Consider the following 19,407-nt stretch of genomic DNA (forward strand, 5'->3'; position numbering starts at 1 on the left):
ACCTCATCACATAGTGTGTCTATGCTTCGAGGATTTGGCTGCGAGGATTTGCTCGTTTGCCGCCTACCTGCATCTTCAAGTTGTTTGGGAATAGAGAAACGAGGAAATGAGATGTATCGAATTGGGGAATTGGCAAAACGCTGCGGTCTCTCGGCAGAAGCATTGCGTTATTACGAAAAAGAGCGATTGCTTACGCCAAGTCAACGCAGCGCCTCGGGCTATCGCTTGTATGATGCAACGCACGAAGCTCAAGTGCACTTTATTTTAAAAGCCAAAGCGCTGGGACTGACACTGGAAGAAATTCGCGAACTTTTGGACATTAAATTGGAGCCAAACGCGCACAGTTGCGCCGAAGTAAAAGCGATCACATCGGCGAAATTGAGCCTAATCGAACAGAAAATCCATGAGTTAACTCGAATTCAACAGGCACTACGCAAAATTAATGACGCGTGTTGTGGTCATGAGCATAGTGCCAGTCACTGTTCTATTTTGGCGGCGTTGGACGATTAAACTTTAAAGACCTCCACTTGAGTGGTGAGTTGTTGGCCGCTCTGTTTTAGCGCTTGGCTTGCGCTGTTGATTTGATTGGCCTGGGCGGTGCTGGCATCACTGGCGGTGGCAAGGGTACTTAAGCTGTGACGAATGGCATGTGTCGCGCTGGCTTGTTCGTTACTGGCATGAGCAATGTGCTGATTGTGCTCTAGAATCGTGTCAATTTGCTGCGCAATATGGCTCAGCGATTGCTGCGCTTGTTGCGCTTGAGCTTGAGTGGCATCGGCTTGAGTTTGTGTTTGACTCATTGAGGTCTGAACACTGCTGGCGCGCTGCTGCAAGCTGACAATGATTTGTTCGATTTCATCGGTGCTGGCACTGGTGCGCGTAGCGAGGGTGCGAACTTCATCGGCGACCACAGCGAATCCGCGGCCTTGGTCTCCGGCGCGCGCCGCTTCAATGGCGGCATTGAGCGCTAGTAAATTGGTCTGCTCTGCCACGCCACGGATCACTTCTAATACTGACCCCACTTTCTGACTATCTTGTGCTAAAGCATGTACATTTTGTTGGGTTTCACTGACGGTGCTTGAGAGATTGACCATGTGATGTGACGCATTTTCGATAACACTGGCGCTCTCTGAGCCGAGCAGACTGGCTTGCTCAGCACTTTGCTTAGCGAGATCGGCCGCTTCGGCTACCGCTTGATTGTTGCTGTGTAACTGCTCCATTGCGGCGACCAGCGCATTCACCGAGTCATGCTGTTGATGAGCTTGTGAAGAAGCATGTTCGGCGACTTGATTGAGCTCGTTTGCTGCATGGGTCACTTGGTGAGTGATCGGTTGGATTTGGTGTACGATGTGACGAATTTTTTCGGTAAACAGATTGAATGCTTGAGCTATGTGGGTCAGTTCATCGTTCCCAGAAATCGGTAATTGGCGGGTGAGATCGCCTTCACCTTGAGCAATGTCAGCGAGGGCGCGCTCGGTTTCTTGGCAAGGTTTGGTAATGCTTTGCCCAATGATGAGCGCAAGCGCAATCATAGCCACAAGGGCGACAACCAAAATGGCCAATGCGGTTTGGACTTGTTGCCATATCAGCGCATTCACATCATCGATGTAAACACCCGAGCCAACAATCCAACCCCAAGGGGCAAATTGTTTGATGTAAGAGACTTTATCGACAGGTTGTGAGGCTCCGGGTTTGGGCCATTGATAGTGCACCACGCCTTCACCTTGTTGTCTTGCCACTTGAACCATTTCAAGAAACAGCGCTTTACCATTGGGATCTCGGCTATTACTCAGATCGTTGCCGTTGAGCTCCGGCTTAAACGGATGCATCACCATTTTAGGTTGCATGTCATTAATCCAAAAGTAATCATCAGCGCCATAACGCAGCGACGCTATCGCTTGCTTGCTGAGATGTTGCGCCGTCTCTCGGCTCAATTCTCCGACCAATTCAAGTTGGTGATAATGGCGCATGATCCCAGTGGCGACTTGTACCAAATGTTGGGTTTTTACCTGCTTAGCAAGCATTAAGTCGTTTTGGTAGCTTTGCAACAGCATCAGCAATGGGGCAATCAGCAGCAGGCACGATAAGCTCGAAAGCAATAAAAGACGGTGTTTTATTTTAAACTGGCGTAAGCGAAATATAGACATACCAAGCACTCCCTGTCGTTGAACACGATTCTCATTCGACTCAATGTCACCAGCGGACAACCGATTTATTTGCGACAACGTTGAGTGTTTTTTTGTTTATCTGTTCAATCTAGCAAAGCGTCTTCCATTTGGTATATAAGACCTTAGACGAGTGAGATCGCGCTAACACAGTGGTGTGTCATGCGGTTTTGTTTGCATGACAATCGGTGATGCTCAACGAGCGCTTTAGTCGATAGTATCGTTTTTGTCTGCTCTCTCTGCTGTTTCGTTGGGCGAATTGGCGGCAGTCTCAGCCTGAGACTCTGGTTTACGACGCGCGCGAGTCGTTATTCGATTTTGCGGCTTTGAGGACAAAAAGCCCAAGCGGCGCAACAGCCAAAGCTCGAGCAAAAAAATGCCGCCAAGTGCGCAGCAAAAAATCACAAAAGCAAACAGAGCCGCAGTGCCTGGAATGCCGCCTAAATTGACGCCAAATAGTCCTGTGAGAAAGCTGGTGGGAAGAAATACGGCGGCGATCACCGATAAAAGGTAGGTGTTGCGATTCATTTTTTCAGCGTGGTACTCACGAATTTCGCCTTTGATAATTTCGATTTCGGTCAAAAGAAAATCAATCGTGTCATTTAATCGAGTAATGGTACTGACACTGTGGCGCAAGCTGAGGTGCTGATTGTTTGAAAGCTCAAGATCTGCGTGGCGAAAATCCTCCAGAGCGTATTGCTGAGGCTTGGTGAAGCGCTTAATTTTGATCAACGCTTGATGGGTCGGCATGAGATATTTATTGAGAGCATAGAGCTTGTTGAGATGAGTAAATCGGTCCTCAAGCTCCGTGATGTAACTGTCGATATTTTTGTTGAGATCATCAATGATGCCCAGCATTAAGGCTTCCAATGTTTGTGGGCCATTGCCTGTTTTGAGTTGAGCGCAAAATTCATTCAAGGTCTCGCTGGGAAACTTGTGGGCCGAGATCAATGCGCCATGATAGTAAAGCAAACGCAAACTCGGCATGTCTTCAGGGTGCGCGTTATGGTTGAGGTTCATACCGCGCAAAATGAGTAAGCAGTTATGCTCGTCATATTGCTCAAACATCGGGCGAGTATTTTTGGCCAGTAAGCTGTCGATGACGCTTTGTGGAACCTCAAGGCTTTCAAGCCATGGTCTCAAACTGGGTGCGTTACGCTGGCAGTGATACCAGTGAGCCTCTTTCAGTCCCACAGGGTTATTCTCAAGCTCTGTGGGCGGTTCGGTGGCAAATTGCCAATGGGTGATCAAAAAGTCCATTTGTCGCCTACTTACAATGCAAAACTATCCTTATTAACAACACTATAGGTGATTTTTATTTACAGTGAGGCGGTTGTTATTGCTGAATAGTGAGCCAGCAGGTGGGTGCAATCACGATTTTGATACCAGTTGTTAAAGACCAAATCAAATTGGTTGAGATCGAGCGAGCCAAATTCGTAGCTACGGTAACGCTGGCAAGTTGCAAATAGACAACTTGGATCTTTAAGCGGGCTCTTAAAGCGGATGAGCGAGCTGTGCGCCGTCATTAACTTATAGCGCGTATCAAAACTGCAGCGAAGCTGCGCCCCACGTAGTTCATGCCGCAGTGTGTCTCGCAGCTGTTCCAGCGCATCGTCTTTGACAAAGCCTTGCACCACAATGCAATTAGATGAAGCGCTAATACCACGATATTGAACGGTAATTGGGCGGCTCTTTTGCATGACTTCCCAAAATATCTCTCTATAGGGGTTTAGGTCGAGTTGGTCCATAGTCAAATCGCTGATGCATGAAATAATAGAAAGCACAGTGAGGTGAAGTTCATCAAGAGGATGAAAATATTGGTTGGGCTCAATGAGACGAATACATTGCTGAAACTTGGCCAGTTCATCCAGTAGCGGTGAGGCACTTTGATTGAGATAAGCAAGCGCGCTGATGCCGCGGCGTGTATCTTGTTCGAGGTGATTCAAGTAAGGATCAAGTTGCGCGCTATTATGTGTCATAGCATGGCGAAACTGATTCCACATAGCATCATAAATTATGTGCATGGCCGGATGAGCGATGAATTTTTTACCTAAATTAAGACGCTATTTTTTAGAAGTAAATATTAATTTATGTCTAAATTGTAGGGGCACGGCAAAGACTGTTTCATAGAAAAAAAGCCCAAACGAACGCGGCGTTTGGGCTTTAAATTCAGTGACTTAACTAAAATTAATTAGTTCATGCCGTATTTTTTCAGTTTCTTACGAAGAGTACCGCGGTTGATGCCCATCATAGTCGCTGCGCGCGTTTGGTTACCGCGAGTGTACTGCATGATGGTATCGAGTAGTGGCTGTTCAACTTCAGCTAGAACTAACTCGTATAGTTCAGTGACTTCTTGACCATTAAGCTGAGCAAGATAGTTTTTAAGAGACGCTTTAACAGAGTCACGTAGTGGCTTCTGCGTGATTTGATCTTGTGAAGTTACAGTCGTTACTGTTAGCGCTTCTGAAGTTAGATTTTGTTCGAACATATTCGGTCTAGCTCTTCTTTAATTATGATGCAACGTTATCAAAATAACCCTCAAGCGCTTCAAGCTGCAGTGGCGCTGCGTCTAGAGCGTTGAAGGTACGACGAAACACGTTCGCCTGCTCATGTTCTTTTAGGTACCATCCCACGTGTTTACGTGCGATGCGAGGCCCCAAATAGTCGCCGTAAAATTGATGCAGCGCCTTAACATGACCAAGCATAATGGTTTTCACTTCCTTTACAGTCAGTTCAGCCATCGTGTTGCCGGTTTCCAAATAGTGGTGGATTTCCTGAAAAATCCATGGGCGACCTTGGGCAGGGCGTCCAATCATCAAAGCATCCGCGCCAGTGTGCTCAAGCACAAACTTAGCCTTTTCTGGGCTATCGATATCACCGTTAGCGATAACCGGAATTGAAATGGCCTGCTTTACTGCTTTGATGTTGTGATATTCGGCCTCGCCGTTGTACATGCAAGCTTTGGTTCTGCCGTGCAGTGCCAGCGCTTGTATGCCACAGTCTTCGGCTAATTTGGCGACCTCGACACAGTTAATGTGCGCTTGGTCCCAGCCCGTACGGGTTTTTAATGTCACAGGGACATTCACTGCGTTGACCACGGCCTTTAAAATTGGCGCGATCAGCTCCGGATATTGAAGTAATGCAGAGCCCGCCAGCTTTTTATTCACTTTCTTTGCTGGGCAACCCATGTTGATGTCGATGATTTGCGCACCGTTTTCAACACTAAATTGCGCAGCGTCAGCCATAAGCTGAGGATCAGAGCCCGCAATTTGTACTGAGCGAATGCCCGATTCGCCTTCGTGTACCATGCGTTGCTTTGACTTTGACGTTTTCCACAGTTTAGGGTTGGCAGACATCATTTCACTGACGGCCATTCCTGCTCCGTAACGAAGGCACAACTCACGAAACGGTCTATCAGTGACACCCGCCATTGGGGCGACGATAAGATTGTTCTTAAGTTGATGATTTCCGATTTTCAAAACGTCTTCACAGCTTAGTACCAGCAAGGGCGCGCATTTTACGCATTTTTTTTCGGTGTGAAAAGACTAATATTTGAGCATTGTGTGAATGTTTTACTAATTTGGATGTAATTCAATCAATTAACTCAATGTGCGCGCAATAAAGGGCGCGCACCATTTTAGCCTCTTTAGCGTCTTAATCGGTTTCGCTGCGTTTTTGACCAGAAATTCGACACCACTCATTTTGTTCAGCAATAGGGTCTAGCTCAATTTGGTCACGGTAGAAACCGGCTACACCTTCGGCTTGAACATCAAGCACACCCGACATTGCGAGTTTACCTGCTGGCTTGACGAGCGATTTGATGATGTCTGAGAGATCGCGCAGTGGCTCGGCCAAAATATTGGCGACCACGACGTCTGCGACCAAACCTGCGGGTTGATCTTTAGGGAGAAAGACTTCTAATTGATCGGCAACGCCATTGCGCTGTGCGTTGTCGCGTGACGCTTGCAGTGCTTGTGGATCAATGTCGATCCCAATCACACGCGCCGCGCCCAGTTTGATCGCGGCAATGGCTAAAATGCCAGAACCACAGCCGAAGTCGACCACGGTTTTACCAGTGAGATCGAGCCCTTCAAGCCACTCAAGGCACAAAGCTGTTGTAGGGTGGGTGCCAGTACCAAACGCAAGGCCTGGGTCAAGCATCACATTGACCGCGTCAGGATCAGGCACATCACGCCAGCTTGGACAAATCCACAAGCGCTCACCAAACTTCATCGGGTGGAAGTTATCCATCCATTCGCGTTCCCAGTCTTTGTCTTCGAGCTGTTCTACTTTGTAGGCAAAACCGTCTGTCAGTAGGCCGCTGGCTTTGATTTGACCCAGTACCCATGCGGTGTCGGCTTGCGCATCATACAGCGCAAGAACGTCGGTATCCCCCCAAAGACGCGTCTCACCCGGCAAAGGTTCAAATACCGGAGTGTCGTGGGCATCTAAAAATGTTACCGAAAGGGCGCCAGTTTGTTCCATTAGCATATCGCCAATGGCTTCGGCATTTTCGTTCGTGGCATTAAGTTTAATTTGGATCCAAGGCATGGCGTGTGCTCTTCAAAACAGAAAGTGGCGAGAGTGTAGCAGAATTGGTGCGTTTGGTAATCAGTCGTAAAAAAGCGCTCATCAAGGTGAGCGCTTTTTTCAGACTTATAACGATGCTGACTCGTTACTGTAAGCCGAGTTTTTTCTCAAGATAGTGGATATTGGTCCCGCCAGCTTGGAAGTTTTCGTCTTTCATGATTTCCATCTGTAATGGAATGTTGGTTTTGATCCCGTCGATGAACATTTCGCTGAGTGCATTACGCATACGGGCAATCGCCACATCACGGTTCTCACCGTAAGTAATCAACTTACCAATCATTGAGTCGTAATACGGTGGTACGCTGTAGCCTGAATAGATGTGCGACTCCCAACGGACGCCCATGCCACCCGGCGCGTGAAAGCGTTCAATTTTACCTGGGCTTGGCAAGAAGGTTACCGGATCTTCGGCGTTAATACGACACTCAATCGCATGGCCACGGATCTTAATGTCATCTTGAGTGAAAGAAAGTGGCTGACCTGCTGCAACACGCAGTTGCTCTTTGATCAAGTCAACGCCTGTGACCATCTCTGTCACCGGGTGCTCCACTTGAATGCGCGTATTCATCTCAATGAAGTAGAACTCGCCATTTTCATACAAGAATTCAAACGTACCCGCGCCACGGTAACCAATTTCGATACACGCGCGAGTACAACGTTCACCAATGTACTTACGCATCTCTTCTGTGATGCCTGGTGCTGGTGCTTCTTCCACGACTTTTTGGTGACGACGCTGCATCGAGCAGTCGCGCTCGCCAAGGTGAATCGCATTACCTTGGCCATCCGCGATGACTTGCACTTCAACATGGCGAGGGTTTTCGAGGAATTTTTCCATGTAAACCATGTCGTTGTTGAAGGCCGCTTTCGCCTCAGCGCGAGTCATGCTGATCGCTTGAATGAGATCCGCTTCTTGACGCACCACACGCATACCACGGCCACCACCGCCACCAGAGGCTTTGATGATCACCGGATAACCGATGCGTTTTGCATGTGCTTTATTTTTGGCTTCGTTGTTATCAAGTGGGCCATCAGAGCCAGGCACACAAGGCACGCCAGCCTTTTTCATCGCGGTGATGGCTGAAACTTTGTCGCCCATCATACGAATCGTGTCTGCTTTTGGGCCGACAAAAATAAAACCACTGCGCTCAACTTGTTCCGCAAAATCGGCGTTTTCGGATAGGAAACCGTAACCGGGGTGAATGGCCACCGCGCCCGTCACTTCCGCTGCAGAAATGATGCGTGGAATATTGAGGTAGCTGTCGATGCTGCGCGCAGGACCAATACAGACGGTTTCATCGGCCAGCAGTACGTGCTTAAGATCGCGGTCGGCAGTAGAGTGGACCGCGACGGTTTTGATCCCAAGTTCTTTACACGCACGCAAAATACGCAGCGCAATCTCACCGCGGTTGGCGATGACTATTTTATCTAGCATAAGGCAAGCCTCGCTTATTCGATGATGACAAGAGGTTGGTCAAACTCAATCGCTTGGCCATCTTCAGCAAGAATAGCGGTAACCACGCCCGCTTTATCTGACTCAATTTGGTTCATCATCTTCATCGCTTCAACGATGCATAGCGTGTCGCCGACTTTAACGCTTTGGCCCACTTCAATAAACGCTTTAGCGTCAGGACTTGGTGAGCGATAGAAGGTGCCGACCATAGGGGAAAGGACTGCGTGACCACTTGGCGCAGCGGCTGCAGGCGCAGGCGCTTCTGCTGGTGCCGCGGCAGGTGCGGCTACTGGTGCTGGAGCGGCAACTGGTGCAGGGGCCGCTGCGTATTGCATTGGCGCGCTCACGACTTGGCCGTGACGACTGATGCGTACAGACTCTTCACCTTCAGAAATTTCCAGCTCTGCAATGCCAGACTCTTCAACTAATTCGATAAGTTTTTTAATTTTACGGATATCCATGTTTTGTTTCTCTTTATCTTGTGAATAAGACAACCGAAAGGTTGCAGAGTATTCGGTTACTGTGCCGACACATCAGCGCGGTTAAGCGCGCTGGCGGCTGCCGACAGAGCGAATTCGTAGCCTTGTGCGCCAAGTCCACAGATCACACCCACCGCTTTATCTGAAAGATAGGAGTGGTGGCGGAACGGTTCACGAGCGTGGACGTTAGACAGGTGCACTTCAATAAATGGAATGTTGACCCCAAGCAGAGCATCGCGCAGTGCGACGCTGGTATGGGTAAACGCAGCGGGATTGATGATGATGAAATCCATGTTCCCCATTGCCGCGTGAATCGCGTCAATCAGTTCGTACTCACGATTGGATTGCAGGTGGCTTAGCTCGCACCCCAGCGCGTTGGCTTGCTGTGTTAATTTCGCAACAATTTGATCCAATGTGGTGCTGCCGTAGATGGTCGGCTCGCGCAAACCCAGTAAATTTAAATTGGGGCCATTAAGGAGTAGAACTCGTGATTTTGCAGACATCGTGTTGCTAATTTCCTTTATCGTGAGTGAAAGTCATATATTCCCAGATTGACAGATTTTTCACAGCGGTTTTTTAGTAAAGTTAGCAAAAACTAAAAAATCGCTCACGATTATAGCTAATTCATCGCAATTAGCAGCATTTTACTGGTCTTATCACTCTAGTTTGCCTTCGGTTTCTGTATCAAGTTAACAAAATGCGTAATACGGTTATCAAAAAGGGTGTTGGTTTTTGTAATCCAATCCCTTTTTCTATGAAGAACGCCACTGTTTCGTTTGTTTTTTACCGATGTTGGGCGCTAACCGCTCTTGCAGAGGTATATTGAGATGGCATTGGGATAAAACAAAAAAACCGCCGGTGGCGGTTTTTTTTTGTTTGAGCGAAGCGCGAGAATTAACTGAGTTCGGCTTTTTCGGCAATCAGCTTATCAACGACGCTTGGATCGGCAAGCGTTGAGGTATCACCCAAGTTGCTGGTATCGCCAGTGGCGATTTTGCGCAAAATACGGCGCATGATTTTACCAGAGCGCGTTTTGGGTAAAGAGTCGGTCCAATGCAGAACATCTGGCGTGGCGATAGGGCCAATCTCTTTACGCACCCAATCTTTAACCTCTTTGTGCAGCTCGGCAGATGGGAATTCGCCGTCATTGAGCGTGATGTAAGCGTAGATGGCTTGGCCTTTAATGTCGTGTGGGATCCCGACCACCGCCGCTTCAGCAATTTTGCTGTACGAGACTAATGCCGACTCAATTTCCGCCGTGCCCATTCGGTGTCCTGAGACATTAAGAACATCATCGACCCGTCCGGTGATCCAGTAGTAGCCATCGTCATCACGACGAGCACCGTCACTGGTAAAATACATGCCTTTAAAGGTAGAAAAGTAGGTTTGCTCAAAACGTTCATGATCGCCGTACACGGTGCGCATTTGCCCAGGCCATGAGTCGAGGAGCACCAAATTGCCTTCCCCAGCGGTCTCTTCGATGATGTTGCCGAGGTTGTCGACCAAAGCGGGCTGCACGCCAAAGAAAGGGCGCGTAGCAGAGCCGGGCTTTAAGGCTGTGGCGCCGGGAAGAGGCGCAATCAGGATGCCGCCCGTTTCGGTTTGCCACCAAGTATCGACAATCGGGCAGGCCTCATTGCCGATGGTTTTGTAATACCACTCCCACGCTTCTGGGTTAATCGGCTCACCGACGGATCCCATGATGCGTAAGCTGCTTCGTGAGGTGCCTGCAATGGCTTCATCGCCTTTGGCCATGAGCGCGCGAATGGCGGTAGGCGCCGTATAGAGTATGTTCACTTGATGTTTGTCGACCACTTCGCTCATTCGCGCAGTGCTTGGGTAGGTCGGTACACCTTCAAACAAAATGGTTTTCGCACCATTGGCGAGTGGGCCGTAAATCAGATACGTATGACCGGTGATCCAGCCAACATCGGCGGTACACCAGAAGGTTTCACCAGGTTGATAGTCAAACACATATTTGAAGGTCATGGCCGCATAAACGAGGTATCCGCCAGTGGTGTGCAGCACGCCCTTGGGTTTGCCGGTAGAGCCTGAGGTATAAAGGATAAATAATGGGTCTTCGGCATTCATTGGCTCTGGCTCACACACCTCGCTGACATTCGCAGTGATTTCATGCCACCAGACATCATGAGATTGCCATGCAACGTCACCGCCAGTGTGCTGAAAAACAATCACACTGTCGATGGTCGTCACGTCGGCATGCGCAAGGGCAGCATCAACATTCTTTTTGAGCGGTACTGCGCGCCCACCACGGACACCTTCATCAGCGGTGATGACCATTTTGGCGTCGGAATCAATAATTCGCCCAGCAAGGGCTTCGGGAGAAAAGCCACCAAAGACGACGGTATGCACCGCGCCAATTCGAGTACAGGCGAGCATTGCAATGGCCGCTTCAGGAACCATTGGCATATACAAACAGACCACATCGCCCTTTTTAATCCCTTGCGCTTTCAGTGCATTGGCAAAAAGCGAGACGTCGCGATGCAATTGATTGAATGTTAGGGTTTTGTCTTGGCTTGGGTCATCACCTTCCCAAATGATAGCGATATCGTCGCCTCGCTCGGCTAAGTGGCGATCAATACAGTTTGCTGAAACGTTGAGCGTGCCATCTTCAAACCAACGAATATCAACGTGTCCGGTATCAAATGAGCTGTTTTTCACCTTGGTGTAGGGTTTGATCCAATCGACGATTTTGCCATGTTCTGCCCAAAAGCCTTCAGGATCGGTAATCGAATGTTGATACATGGCTTCGTAGGTGGCGTGGTCGGCGTGGGTGTGCGCCTTGATATTGTCCTTAACAGGGTACACGTTGGCTTCACTCATTCTTTTTCTCCTTATCCGGCGCAATTCATTTCTGGTGATTGGGCTTCTTAAATCGGTTGAGCTTCCTTAACACGAGACCTAACTCTCGATGAGCAGGCCGATTTGCACAATTAGACTTTAGGATGAAAATCGAACTGGTGTGAGATGCGCCGCAAGCCGTTATCAAGTCACTATACCCAAGTGACCTCAAGATGCTGGATTCAGAGCCGGCTCACTGGGCTGAGAGCAAGGCAAACAACGCAGCGAAATAGCCAGTCTATTTTCAAGTTGTTTGAGTATATGAATGTGTGTCGGCGTAGGGGGTTAAGGATGGGGTTTCGAGGCGCTAAACGGTGGTAGCTCGCCATAGCGCAGACGCACAAAAATCAGTGCGGCGGTAATCGTATCTTGCAGCGCGTTATGGCGTTCATGACAAGGCAAATCGAGATGGTGGCATATCGCACTCAAACTTAAATCGATATACGCATTTGGGAGCTGCTGCTCCAGCTTATCGTGATAAATTTGACTCACTTCGATAAGTCGATTTGGCAGCGGAAAACCAAAGTGGCGGCGAAAGGCGCGATCTAAAATCGTTTTGTCGTAGCGAATGTGGTAACCCACCAAAGGACGATTGCCAATGAACGCCAGTAACTGAGTGAGCGCGGTGAATTCATCGACCCCTTGAGATAAATCTTGATGGCGCAATTGATGAATTTTCACTGAATCGGCATTGAGTGAGTGGGGCGCGCGCAGCGTGATTGAGAATGATTGACTGGTTAAAATGCGGTTACCACAAATTTTGGTCGCCGCAATAGAAACCAACTCCGCTTGTTTGGGATTTAAGCTGGTGGTTTCACAATCGAGTGAGATACATTCATCGCCCACGGTGTCGTGAAACAGCGCTTGATAAGGCGAGCCTTTCAAGCGATAAGACCAATAATATCGTTGTAGCTTGTTCATGTTGAATTTTTTCTAAAAAAGAGCGCCATTGGGATCGCACCAATGCGTTAGTCGCGAATGTGGTAGTGGTGTGCCAAAAACGCTTTGAATTTTTTCACCACATGCAGACTGTGGCGCAGTAAATCGCGTTGGGTACGATCAAGCTGATGCAGGTCAACGTGGTTTTGGCTGCCTGTTGCGCGGTTTTGCGGTGGCTCGGTTTGGTCACTGTCTGAGATCGCGAGCAATTGTTGATTGAGCCGCATGCGAATAAACAGTTTCAACGCTTCGCTGAGGTTGTCTGCGCTCTCTTTTTCCAACAGCCCGATTTGTTGCAGCGCGCTGAGTCGTTCAAAGGTATTGGTTTGAGTTATCGCACACTCAAACGCTAAGGCGCGAACCCCGTGCACAATCGGAAAAATACCGGCGGTTTTAAGATCAACACCATGCTGGTCGTTTTTAACATAGCCAAAGAGGGTTAATGGCAGCGCAAAATGAATCGCTGGTCGCACCATCTCTTGCAAGGCGAGCATTCGCTGTTTGAGCTGAGTGGTCAGTGTCTCGCGTACTGGCGTGAGTAAATCGCGATTGCCAGCAACAGCATGAGCATCAGCAAAAATGGATAAATTCATCACATGCGTTGCTTGAGCCCGTTCAATCCAGAGGGTTAACGTTTGCTGCCACTGCTGCTGCGACCGAACCCAGTCAGGGTTACTGACCATCACGTTGCCTGGACATCTTGGGTAGCCAAGCTGCAATAGGGTATCGGTCAGTTGCTGCATTACTTGCGCGCATTCCGGCCAGTCGATGCCGTTCTCGATGATCAGCGCGTTGTCTTGATCGGTTTTGAGCACTTGCTCACCGCGACCTTCTGAGCCAAGAACGACCAAGCAGCACTGCGTTTGTCTGTCTTGCGGCACAATCAGTTGAAACGCTTTTTCCATGATGAGCTCATTAATTGCGGCGGTCAGTGCCATCATAAAGCGAGTACGAATGCCGTTGTTCACTAAGCTGGCCACCAGTTGGCGCTGTTTGGCTGAAGCTTGCACCAGTTCATCAATGGTCGTCGCGCGATGAATCGCCAAACTCAGAACGTGCGAGTGAGTCGAAAATGTGCTGAGGATTTGAGTCATATCCAGCATGCCGACCGCGGCTCCGTTTTTGCACACCATAACTCGTTTCATGCGCTGGCGCGTCATCATCACCATAGCATGAAAAAGAAACGTCCCCTCCTCGACAAAGCAGACTGGCGCGGTGGCGATTTCGCCGATAGGCGTATTGGCGTCGTGAGAGTCCAACATCAAGGCGTGCAGCATATTGGTGCGAGTGACAATGCCATAATTTGCTGGTGTGGGAGCTTGATGGGCATCGTGAGTCAATTCGATGAGCGCGGCATCGACTCTTGCCGCTTTGAGGCGCTGCGTGACGGCTTGTATCGACAGCGTTGGCGACAAAATGAGCGCAGGGTGATAAATCGAGGCATCCACCTTGGTCAGAATGAATTCGGCCAAATTTTGTTGTTGCTTGGCTGTGTCGATAAGCGCGTTACGTGTGGCTAAATCACTGGCAAAATAATCGGCAAAGGCGGCGTTGTTTTGGTAAAGCTGACGAAACAGATCACTTGGCACTAAATAGCAGAGCGTGTCTTCAAGGGCGATGTAGTGATGGCGCGGCGTTGAATGCCATTGAGCCCGAACATCAAAAAGATCGTCATGAGTGTAGTGCGCCAAGATCTCCCCTGTGCTGGCATGACGTTCTTCGACGGTGCCCTTGATCACGACGTGTAAGCAACTGGCGCTATCAAGAGCAAAGAGTCGCTCATCGCTGCGATAATAGGCGACATCTAAGGCTCGATTGATCTGCTGCTGCTCGCGAGGCGTCAGTAGATTAAACGGGGCAATGGCCATATTGAGCGAATGTGGCATTCAGCGTTCCTTATCCTAGTTTCAGTCGATGTCGCACGGCCGCTACGACCATTACAGCATGACAAAACTGCGCGGTTCCTCCAGACGACTTTGGTCTATACCCGTCGACTTCGCAACACGCGGTTCAGCGCACGTAGAAAAGTATGGAATAAGGAAACACGCAAGGTCGCATATTCCCTTTTTATTCGGTTAGATACGAGGGATAATGCGCCGATTTTAACGTTTGCGCTGCGCGCTTTTTTTGGATGTTGTGTATGTTTTCGCCGTCTCCTTATGGCTGGATTGCCCAGTATTTGATTGGTTTTTTCTTTGCTTACGGCGTCTATTTGCCTTTTTGGTCCTTGTGGCTCGAGGCGCAAAATGTCAACGCGGCAGACATTGGATTATTGCTTGGCCTTGGTCTGGCGGCGCGCTGCGTAGCTAACCTTTTTATCACACCTCGATTTCATCGCCCGGACGCTATTTTGCCTGCGCTGCGGATCCTCAGTGCTGGTGCATTCTTGTTTATTACGCTGCACTTTTTTACCACCAGCAGTCTTTGGTTAATGGGCGCGGCGATTGTGCTGTTTAACCTCTGCTGTGGCCCGATTGTGCCGTTATCGGACGCGTTAGCGAACTACTACGCTCGGTTAAAAATGCTGGATTATGGTCGTACGCGATTGTGGGGATCGGTCGCTTTTGTCGCAGGCTCGACTGTGGTCGGGTATCTTGTCAGTCGATATGGTGCCAACATGATTTTGATCACCGCTTTGGTGGGCGTGGCGTTTAGTATTGTGATTGGTTTGCTAAATCCAACTCCCAGACCCACCAGCCACGCAAATGCAGCGCAGGCGCGCCCTAATTTGCTTCACTTGATGCGCGAAAATTCGGTGTGGCGTTTTTTGGCACTCATGGCGCTCATCCAAGGTAGCCATGCCGCGTATTACGCATTTAGCGCGCTTTACTGGAAACAGTCTGGTCATAGTGAAGAGATCATCGGCTTTTTGTGGAGCTTAGGGGTAGTGGCCGAAGTGGTGGTCTTTGCCTTTAGTCGTCGTTGGTTTGGCCGTTTTTCACTGCGCAGCTTATTTATTGTGGCATCGCTTGGTGTTGCACTTCGCTGGGGACTCACGGCGTCAACCACGGTATTACCGGCACTGATTTTGGTGCAGCTGCTGCATGGAATTACCTTTGCGATGGCGCATATCGCTGCGATCCGCTATATCCAAAGCGCGCCAGAAAATCGCATGGTGGCTTTGCAAGCCTTGTACAACGCTTTACCGCTCGGCGGCTTTATCGCATTGATGACCACGCTCAGTGGTATTGGTTATGAGCTATGGGGCGCCAATGTGTTTTGGGCAATGGCCGCAATGGGCATTATGGCGTTGGTGATAAAGTTACCACCGGCGACTGACATGACGCAATCGACCAAAGAGCGCGGTGCGTCTGCGTAATGCCGCAAAATTGACCTTACGTGTTGGTCTGTGGTGGGTTTCTTGATTTAATGAATTTGCTTTCTTGATGTTATGTAATTTTCTCTTTTCAAATGGCATTAAACATCACTCTTAAAACAGATTCAGCGAGACCCCCATGCATGGATGGTTTGTGGTACCCGTTTCGATGGCCTATCTTGGGCTGTTATTTTGGATTGCTTGGTATGGAGATAGAAATCCTCGCTGGCTAGCGCGCTGGCGTCCTTGGGTTTATAGCCTCTCTATCGCGGTCTTTTGCACCTCGTGGACCTTTTTTGGCACGGTGGGGCAAGCGGCGAGCAATCCATGGTCGTTTTTGCCCATCTACCTTGGCCCCATTCTGATTTTTGTGTTGGGTTGGCGCATCATTGCGCGGCTGATTTTGGTGGCCAAACGCGAGCACATTACCTCAATTGCTGATTTTATCGCCGCTCGTTACGGCAAGTCTCAAGGGCTTGCCGTCGTCGTGACGCTTATCGCGGTGGCGGGAATTTTACCCTACATCGCACTGCAACTGCGCGGGATCACGATGGGGCTGAGCATCGTCGCGCCACAGGTGATAACGGACGCCTCAGGTGACAATCACATTTCTTGGATGGTGGTTGGCGCGCTTGCCGTGTTTACCATGTTGTTTGGTACGCGACATGTCGATAATACCGAGCATCACCGTGGCATGATGATGGCGGTGGCGTTTGAGTCGGTGGTCAAACTATTGGCCTTTTTGCTGGTGGGCGGTTTTGTGCTGCATTTGGCGCTCACGGATGCAACGATTGATGTATGGCGCAGCGCCACACACAGTTATGCGCCGCCGAATGCCGCCACGCTGCTGATCCATACCGTGTTAACCATGTTGGCATTTCTTTGCTTACCTAGGCAGTTCCACACCATGGTGGTGGAAAACGAACGAGCGCAAGATCTGCATACCGCCCGCTGGCTGTTTCCTTGTTACTTACTGCTGATGGGGCTGTTTGTCCTACCGATTGCGTGGGCCGGAGAAGCGCTTTTTACCAGCGTCGCGCGAGCTGATACATTTGTGCTGCGAATTCCGATGGCGCTTGAGGCCGATTGGGTGGCGCTGCTGGCGTTTGTCGGCGGCTTTTCTGCGGCCAGCGGCATGGTGATTGTCTCGACGATTGCGCTCGCCATCATGGTCTCTAATGGGTTAGTCATGCCGCTGTTACTGCGCCATGTCAAACTGTCGCAGCGCGATAATCGTCAGTTTTCTACACTGTTGATGCGCATTCGTCGCGGGTTGATTGTGCTCTTACTGTTAGGTGCGTGGGGCTTTTATCACGCGCTGGACGCGATAAGCTCACTTTCGGCGATTGGCTTTCTCTCGTTTGCCGCAATCACGCAATTTGCACCGGCATTATTGGGGGCACTTTATTGGCGGCAAGGTAATCGCAAAGGGGTCTACGCAGGACTGGCCGTTGGTTTTACTCTATGGCTTATCACGCTAATGAGTCAGACTGAACTGCTCGCTGGAGATGCGAGCAATAATGTGCTTATTTGGCTTATCACGCCACCTAGCATCATGGCGCAGTGGGGCGTAGTGAGTGCCGATTGGGGCATGCTTTTGAGCGTGGTTGCCAACGCGAGCTGCTTTATTGCGCTGTCACTGCTGACTCGGCCCAGTTTAAGTGAGCGCCTGCAATCGGCGTCTTTTATTGGCTCGCCCTTGCCAGAAGGTGAGAATCTCTCTTTGTACGAAAGCCGAGTGACGGTGGCAGAGCTTGAGATGCTGGCCTCGCGTTTTGTTGGCGAGTCACGTGTCCAAGCGGCATTTTTACACTATTGGGCTCAGCAGCCCGGTGAGCGTTTGGCTCACCAGCAGGCACCAGCAACGCTTATTCGTCACACGGAGCGAGTGCTGGCTGGGGTCTTTGGCGCATCCTCGGCAAAATTGGTGCTGACGTCGGCGCTGCAAGGGCGCAACATGCAACTTGAAGAAGTGGCGGCGATTGTCGATGAGGCCTCGGAGCTTTATGACTTTAGTCGCGGCTTACTGCAAGGGGCGATTGAGCATATTGGTCAAGGGATTGCGGTGGTGGATAAACAGCTCCGCTTGGTGGCTTGGAATCAGCGGTATCTTGAGCTGTTTGACTTTCCATCGGGCCTTATTCAAGTGGGCCGTCCGATTGCCGATATCATTCGCCATAACGCGCAGCAAGGGCTTTGTGGCCCGGGCGATCCTGAAGAACATGTGCGGCGCCGAGTCTATTATCTGGAACAAGGATCGCGCCACACCTCCTCGCGAGTGCGCCCAGATGGCCGAGTGATTGAGGTGCAAGGCAATCCCATGCCTGGCGGCGGCTTTGTGATGAGTTTTACCGATATCACGGTATTCCGTGATGCAGAACAAGCGTTGAAACAGGCCAATGAGTCGTTAGAAGAGCGCGTTCAAGCGCGCACGAACGAGCTAGAAAAGCTCAATAAAAAACTGGTGGCCGCCACTCAACGTTCCGAGCATGAATCTCAATCCAAATCGCGATTTTTGGCTGCGGTAAGCCATGACTTGATGCAACCGCTCAACGCCGCACGTTTGTTTGCATCGTCCCTTTCTGAAGTGGCGCGCGAGGCAGAAACTCAGCAGCTCGCGCACCACATTGAGAGTGCCCTGGGCGCCGCAGAAGATCTGATTGGCGATCTCTTGGATATCTCTCGTTTGGAGTCAGGCAAGCTTGATGTCAATGTTCGACCCTTGGCACTGAATACGGTGCTGGCCAATCTCAACGCTGAATTCAGCGCATTAGCGCGTACTCAAGGCATTCAATTTTCGATGCAGCCCACCTCGTTAACTGTGCTGTCCGATCCCAAATTATTGCGTCGAGTGGTGCAAAACTTTTTGACCAACGCCTTTCGCTACAGCCCCAATGGAAAAGTGCTGCTCGGCGTGCGTCGGCAAGGGGATTTGGTACGTATTGATGTGTGGGACAATGGTCTGGGGATTGAGCCAGATAAACAGCAAGTCATATTTGAAGAATTTCATCGAGGAAGCCAAATTCGCGCCGATCAAGGCTTGGGTTTGGGGCTTGCGATATCAAAGGGCATCGCACACGTGCTAGGGCATCAAATTTCGATGCGCTCATGGCCCGGTCGAGGCAGTGTTTTTTCTCTCACATTACAACGCACCCACAGTGTGACTCATGCTGCGCCTCGCACTGTGGCGACGCCATCCAATGATGATTTGGTAGGGCTGTCGGTGTTGTGCGTTGATAACGAGCCAGAGATTTTGACTGCGATGACAACGCTGTTGTCGCGCTGGGGCTGTGAGGTGCGTTGCGCGCATGATCAGGTCGAAAGTTTGGCGCACTTGAGTGATGGTTGGCAACCTAGCGTTATTTTATCGGACTATCGCTTAGATGATGGACGGCACGGTTTAGAAGTCTTGCAGCAGTGCCGATTACGTTTGGGCGATCGCTTTCTTGGGGTGATCATTAGTGCCGATCGCACTCAAGCAATGCTTGATGGCATTGAGGCGGGCGGTTTTCATTTTATTGCCAAGCCAGTGAAACCCTTGAAATTGCGCGCGTTGCTGAATCGAGTTGCGCTACGCGAACCCGCTTAATATAAGAGTGTTGCAGTCAA

General features: G+C 50.0%; 14 protein-coding genes and 1 pseudogene. 3 read left to right on the forward strand and 12 right to left on the reverse strand.

Features of this window, described 5'->3' with window-relative positions; genetic code table 11:
* Positions 1-111: 111 nt before the first annotated feature.
* Positions 112-510, forward strand: coding sequence for a Zn(2+)-responsive transcriptional regulator (zntR, locus tag HGP28_RS13865; protein WP_168837072.1), 399 nt, complete (start codon positions 112-114; stop codon positions 508-510).
* Here zntR and HGP28_RS13870 read toward each other — a convergent pair.
* The 12 genes and pseudogenes from HGP28_RS13870 to HGP28_RS13925 all read right to left on the reverse strand — a co-directional run bounded on the left by HGP28_RS13870 (position 507) and on the right by HGP28_RS13925 (position 14,368).
* Positions 507-2,147 (reverse strand): methyl-accepting chemotaxis protein, encoded by a 1,641-nt coding sequence (locus HGP28_RS13870; protein ID WP_168837073.1) that lies wholly within the window; start codon positions 2,145-2,147, stop codon positions 507-509. The two genes, zntR and HGP28_RS13870, sit on opposite strands and share 4 nt — an antisense overlap.
* Before the next feature lie 342 nt (positions 2,148-2,489).
* A pseudogene (locus tag HGP28_RS13875) lies at positions 2,490-3,425 on the reverse strand (CorA family divalent cation transporter); the annotation flags it as partial.
* Between the two features lie 59 nt (positions 3,426-3,484).
* Positions 3,485-4,144 carry a 2'-5' RNA ligase family protein gene (locus tag HGP28_RS13880; RefSeq protein WP_246225726.1) on the reverse strand — a complete coding sequence of 220 codons (660 nt, stop codon included), beginning with the start codon at positions 4,142-4,144 and terminating at the stop codon, positions 3,485-3,487.
* Between the two features lie 212 nt (positions 4,145-4,356).
* Positions 4,357-4,653 (reverse strand): DNA-binding transcriptional regulator Fis, encoded by a 297-nt coding sequence (gene fis / locus HGP28_RS13885; protein WP_000462885.1) that lies wholly within the window; start codon positions 4,651-4,653, stop codon positions 4,357-4,359.
* Between the two features lie 22 nt (positions 4,654-4,675).
* Positions 4,676-5,644, reverse strand: coding sequence for a tRNA dihydrouridine synthase DusB (dusB, locus tag HGP28_RS13890; RefSeq protein ID WP_168837076.1), 969 nt, complete (start codon positions 5,642-5,644; stop codon positions 4,676-4,678).
* A gap of 175 nt (positions 5,645-5,819) precedes the next feature.
* Positions 5,820-6,716, reverse strand: coding sequence for a 50S ribosomal protein L11 methyltransferase (prmA, locus tag HGP28_RS13895; protein ID WP_168837077.1), 897 nt, complete (start codon positions 6,714-6,716; stop codon positions 5,820-5,822).
* Between the two features lie 124 nt (positions 6,717-6,840).
* Positions 6,841-8,184, reverse strand: a complete 1,344-nt coding sequence (gene accC / locus HGP28_RS13900) for an acetyl-CoA carboxylase biotin carboxylase subunit (protein ID WP_168837078.1) — start codon at positions 8,182-8,184, stop codon at positions 6,841-6,843.
* A gap of 14 nt (positions 8,185-8,198) precedes the next feature.
* Positions 8,199-8,663, reverse strand: coding sequence for an acetyl-CoA carboxylase biotin carboxyl carrier protein (accB, locus tag HGP28_RS13905; RefSeq protein ID WP_168837079.1), 465 nt, complete (start codon positions 8,661-8,663; stop codon positions 8,199-8,201).
* Positions 8,664-8,719: 56 nt separating this feature from the next.
* Positions 8,720-9,184 (reverse strand): type II 3-dehydroquinate dehydratase, encoded by a 465-nt coding sequence (gene aroQ / locus HGP28_RS13910; protein WP_168837080.1) that lies wholly within the window; start codon positions 9,182-9,184, stop codon positions 8,720-8,722.
* 391 nt (positions 9,185-9,575) lie between these two features.
* Positions 9,576-11,525 carry an acetate--CoA ligase gene (gene acs / locus HGP28_RS13915; RefSeq protein ID WP_168837081.1) on the reverse strand — a complete coding sequence of 650 codons (1,950 nt, stop codon included), beginning with the start codon at positions 11,523-11,525 and terminating at the stop codon, positions 9,576-9,578.
* 303 nt (positions 11,526-11,828) lie between these two features.
* Positions 11,829-12,464: a 3'-5' exonuclease gene (locus HGP28_RS13920; RefSeq protein ID WP_168837082.1), complete on the reverse strand. Its 636-nt coding sequence runs from the start codon at positions 12,462-12,464 to the stop codon at positions 11,829-11,831.
* 47 nt (positions 12,465-12,511) lie between these two features.
* Positions 12,512-14,368, reverse strand: coding sequence for a DUF294 nucleotidyltransferase-like domain-containing protein (locus tag HGP28_RS13925; protein ID WP_168837083.1), 1,857 nt, complete (start codon positions 14,366-14,368; stop codon positions 12,512-12,514).
* Positions 14,369-14,622: 254 nt separating this feature from the next.
* On the opposite strand from HGP28_RS13925, the gene HGP28_RS13930 reads away from it, so the two are divergent.
* Both HGP28_RS13930 and HGP28_RS13935 read left to right on the forward strand, forming a co-directional pair.
* Complete coding sequence (locus tag HGP28_RS13930) at positions 14,623-15,801, forward strand: 3-phenylpropionate MFS transporter (protein ID WP_168837084.1); 1,179 nt, start codon at positions 14,623-14,625, stop codon at positions 15,799-15,801.
* Between the two features lie 136 nt (positions 15,802-15,937).
* Positions 15,938-19,387 carry a hybrid sensor histidine kinase/response regulator gene (locus HGP28_RS13935; protein WP_168837085.1) on the forward strand — a complete coding sequence of 1,150 codons (3,450 nt, stop codon included), beginning with the start codon at positions 15,938-15,940 and terminating at the stop codon, positions 19,385-19,387.
* Positions 19,388-19,407 lie beyond the last annotated feature (20 nt).

This window comes from Vibrio agarilyticus, from assembly GCF_012641465.1.
GTDB classification, from domain to species: domain Bacteria; phylum Pseudomonadota; class Gammaproteobacteria; order Enterobacterales; family Vibrionaceae; genus Vibrio; species Vibrio agarilyticus.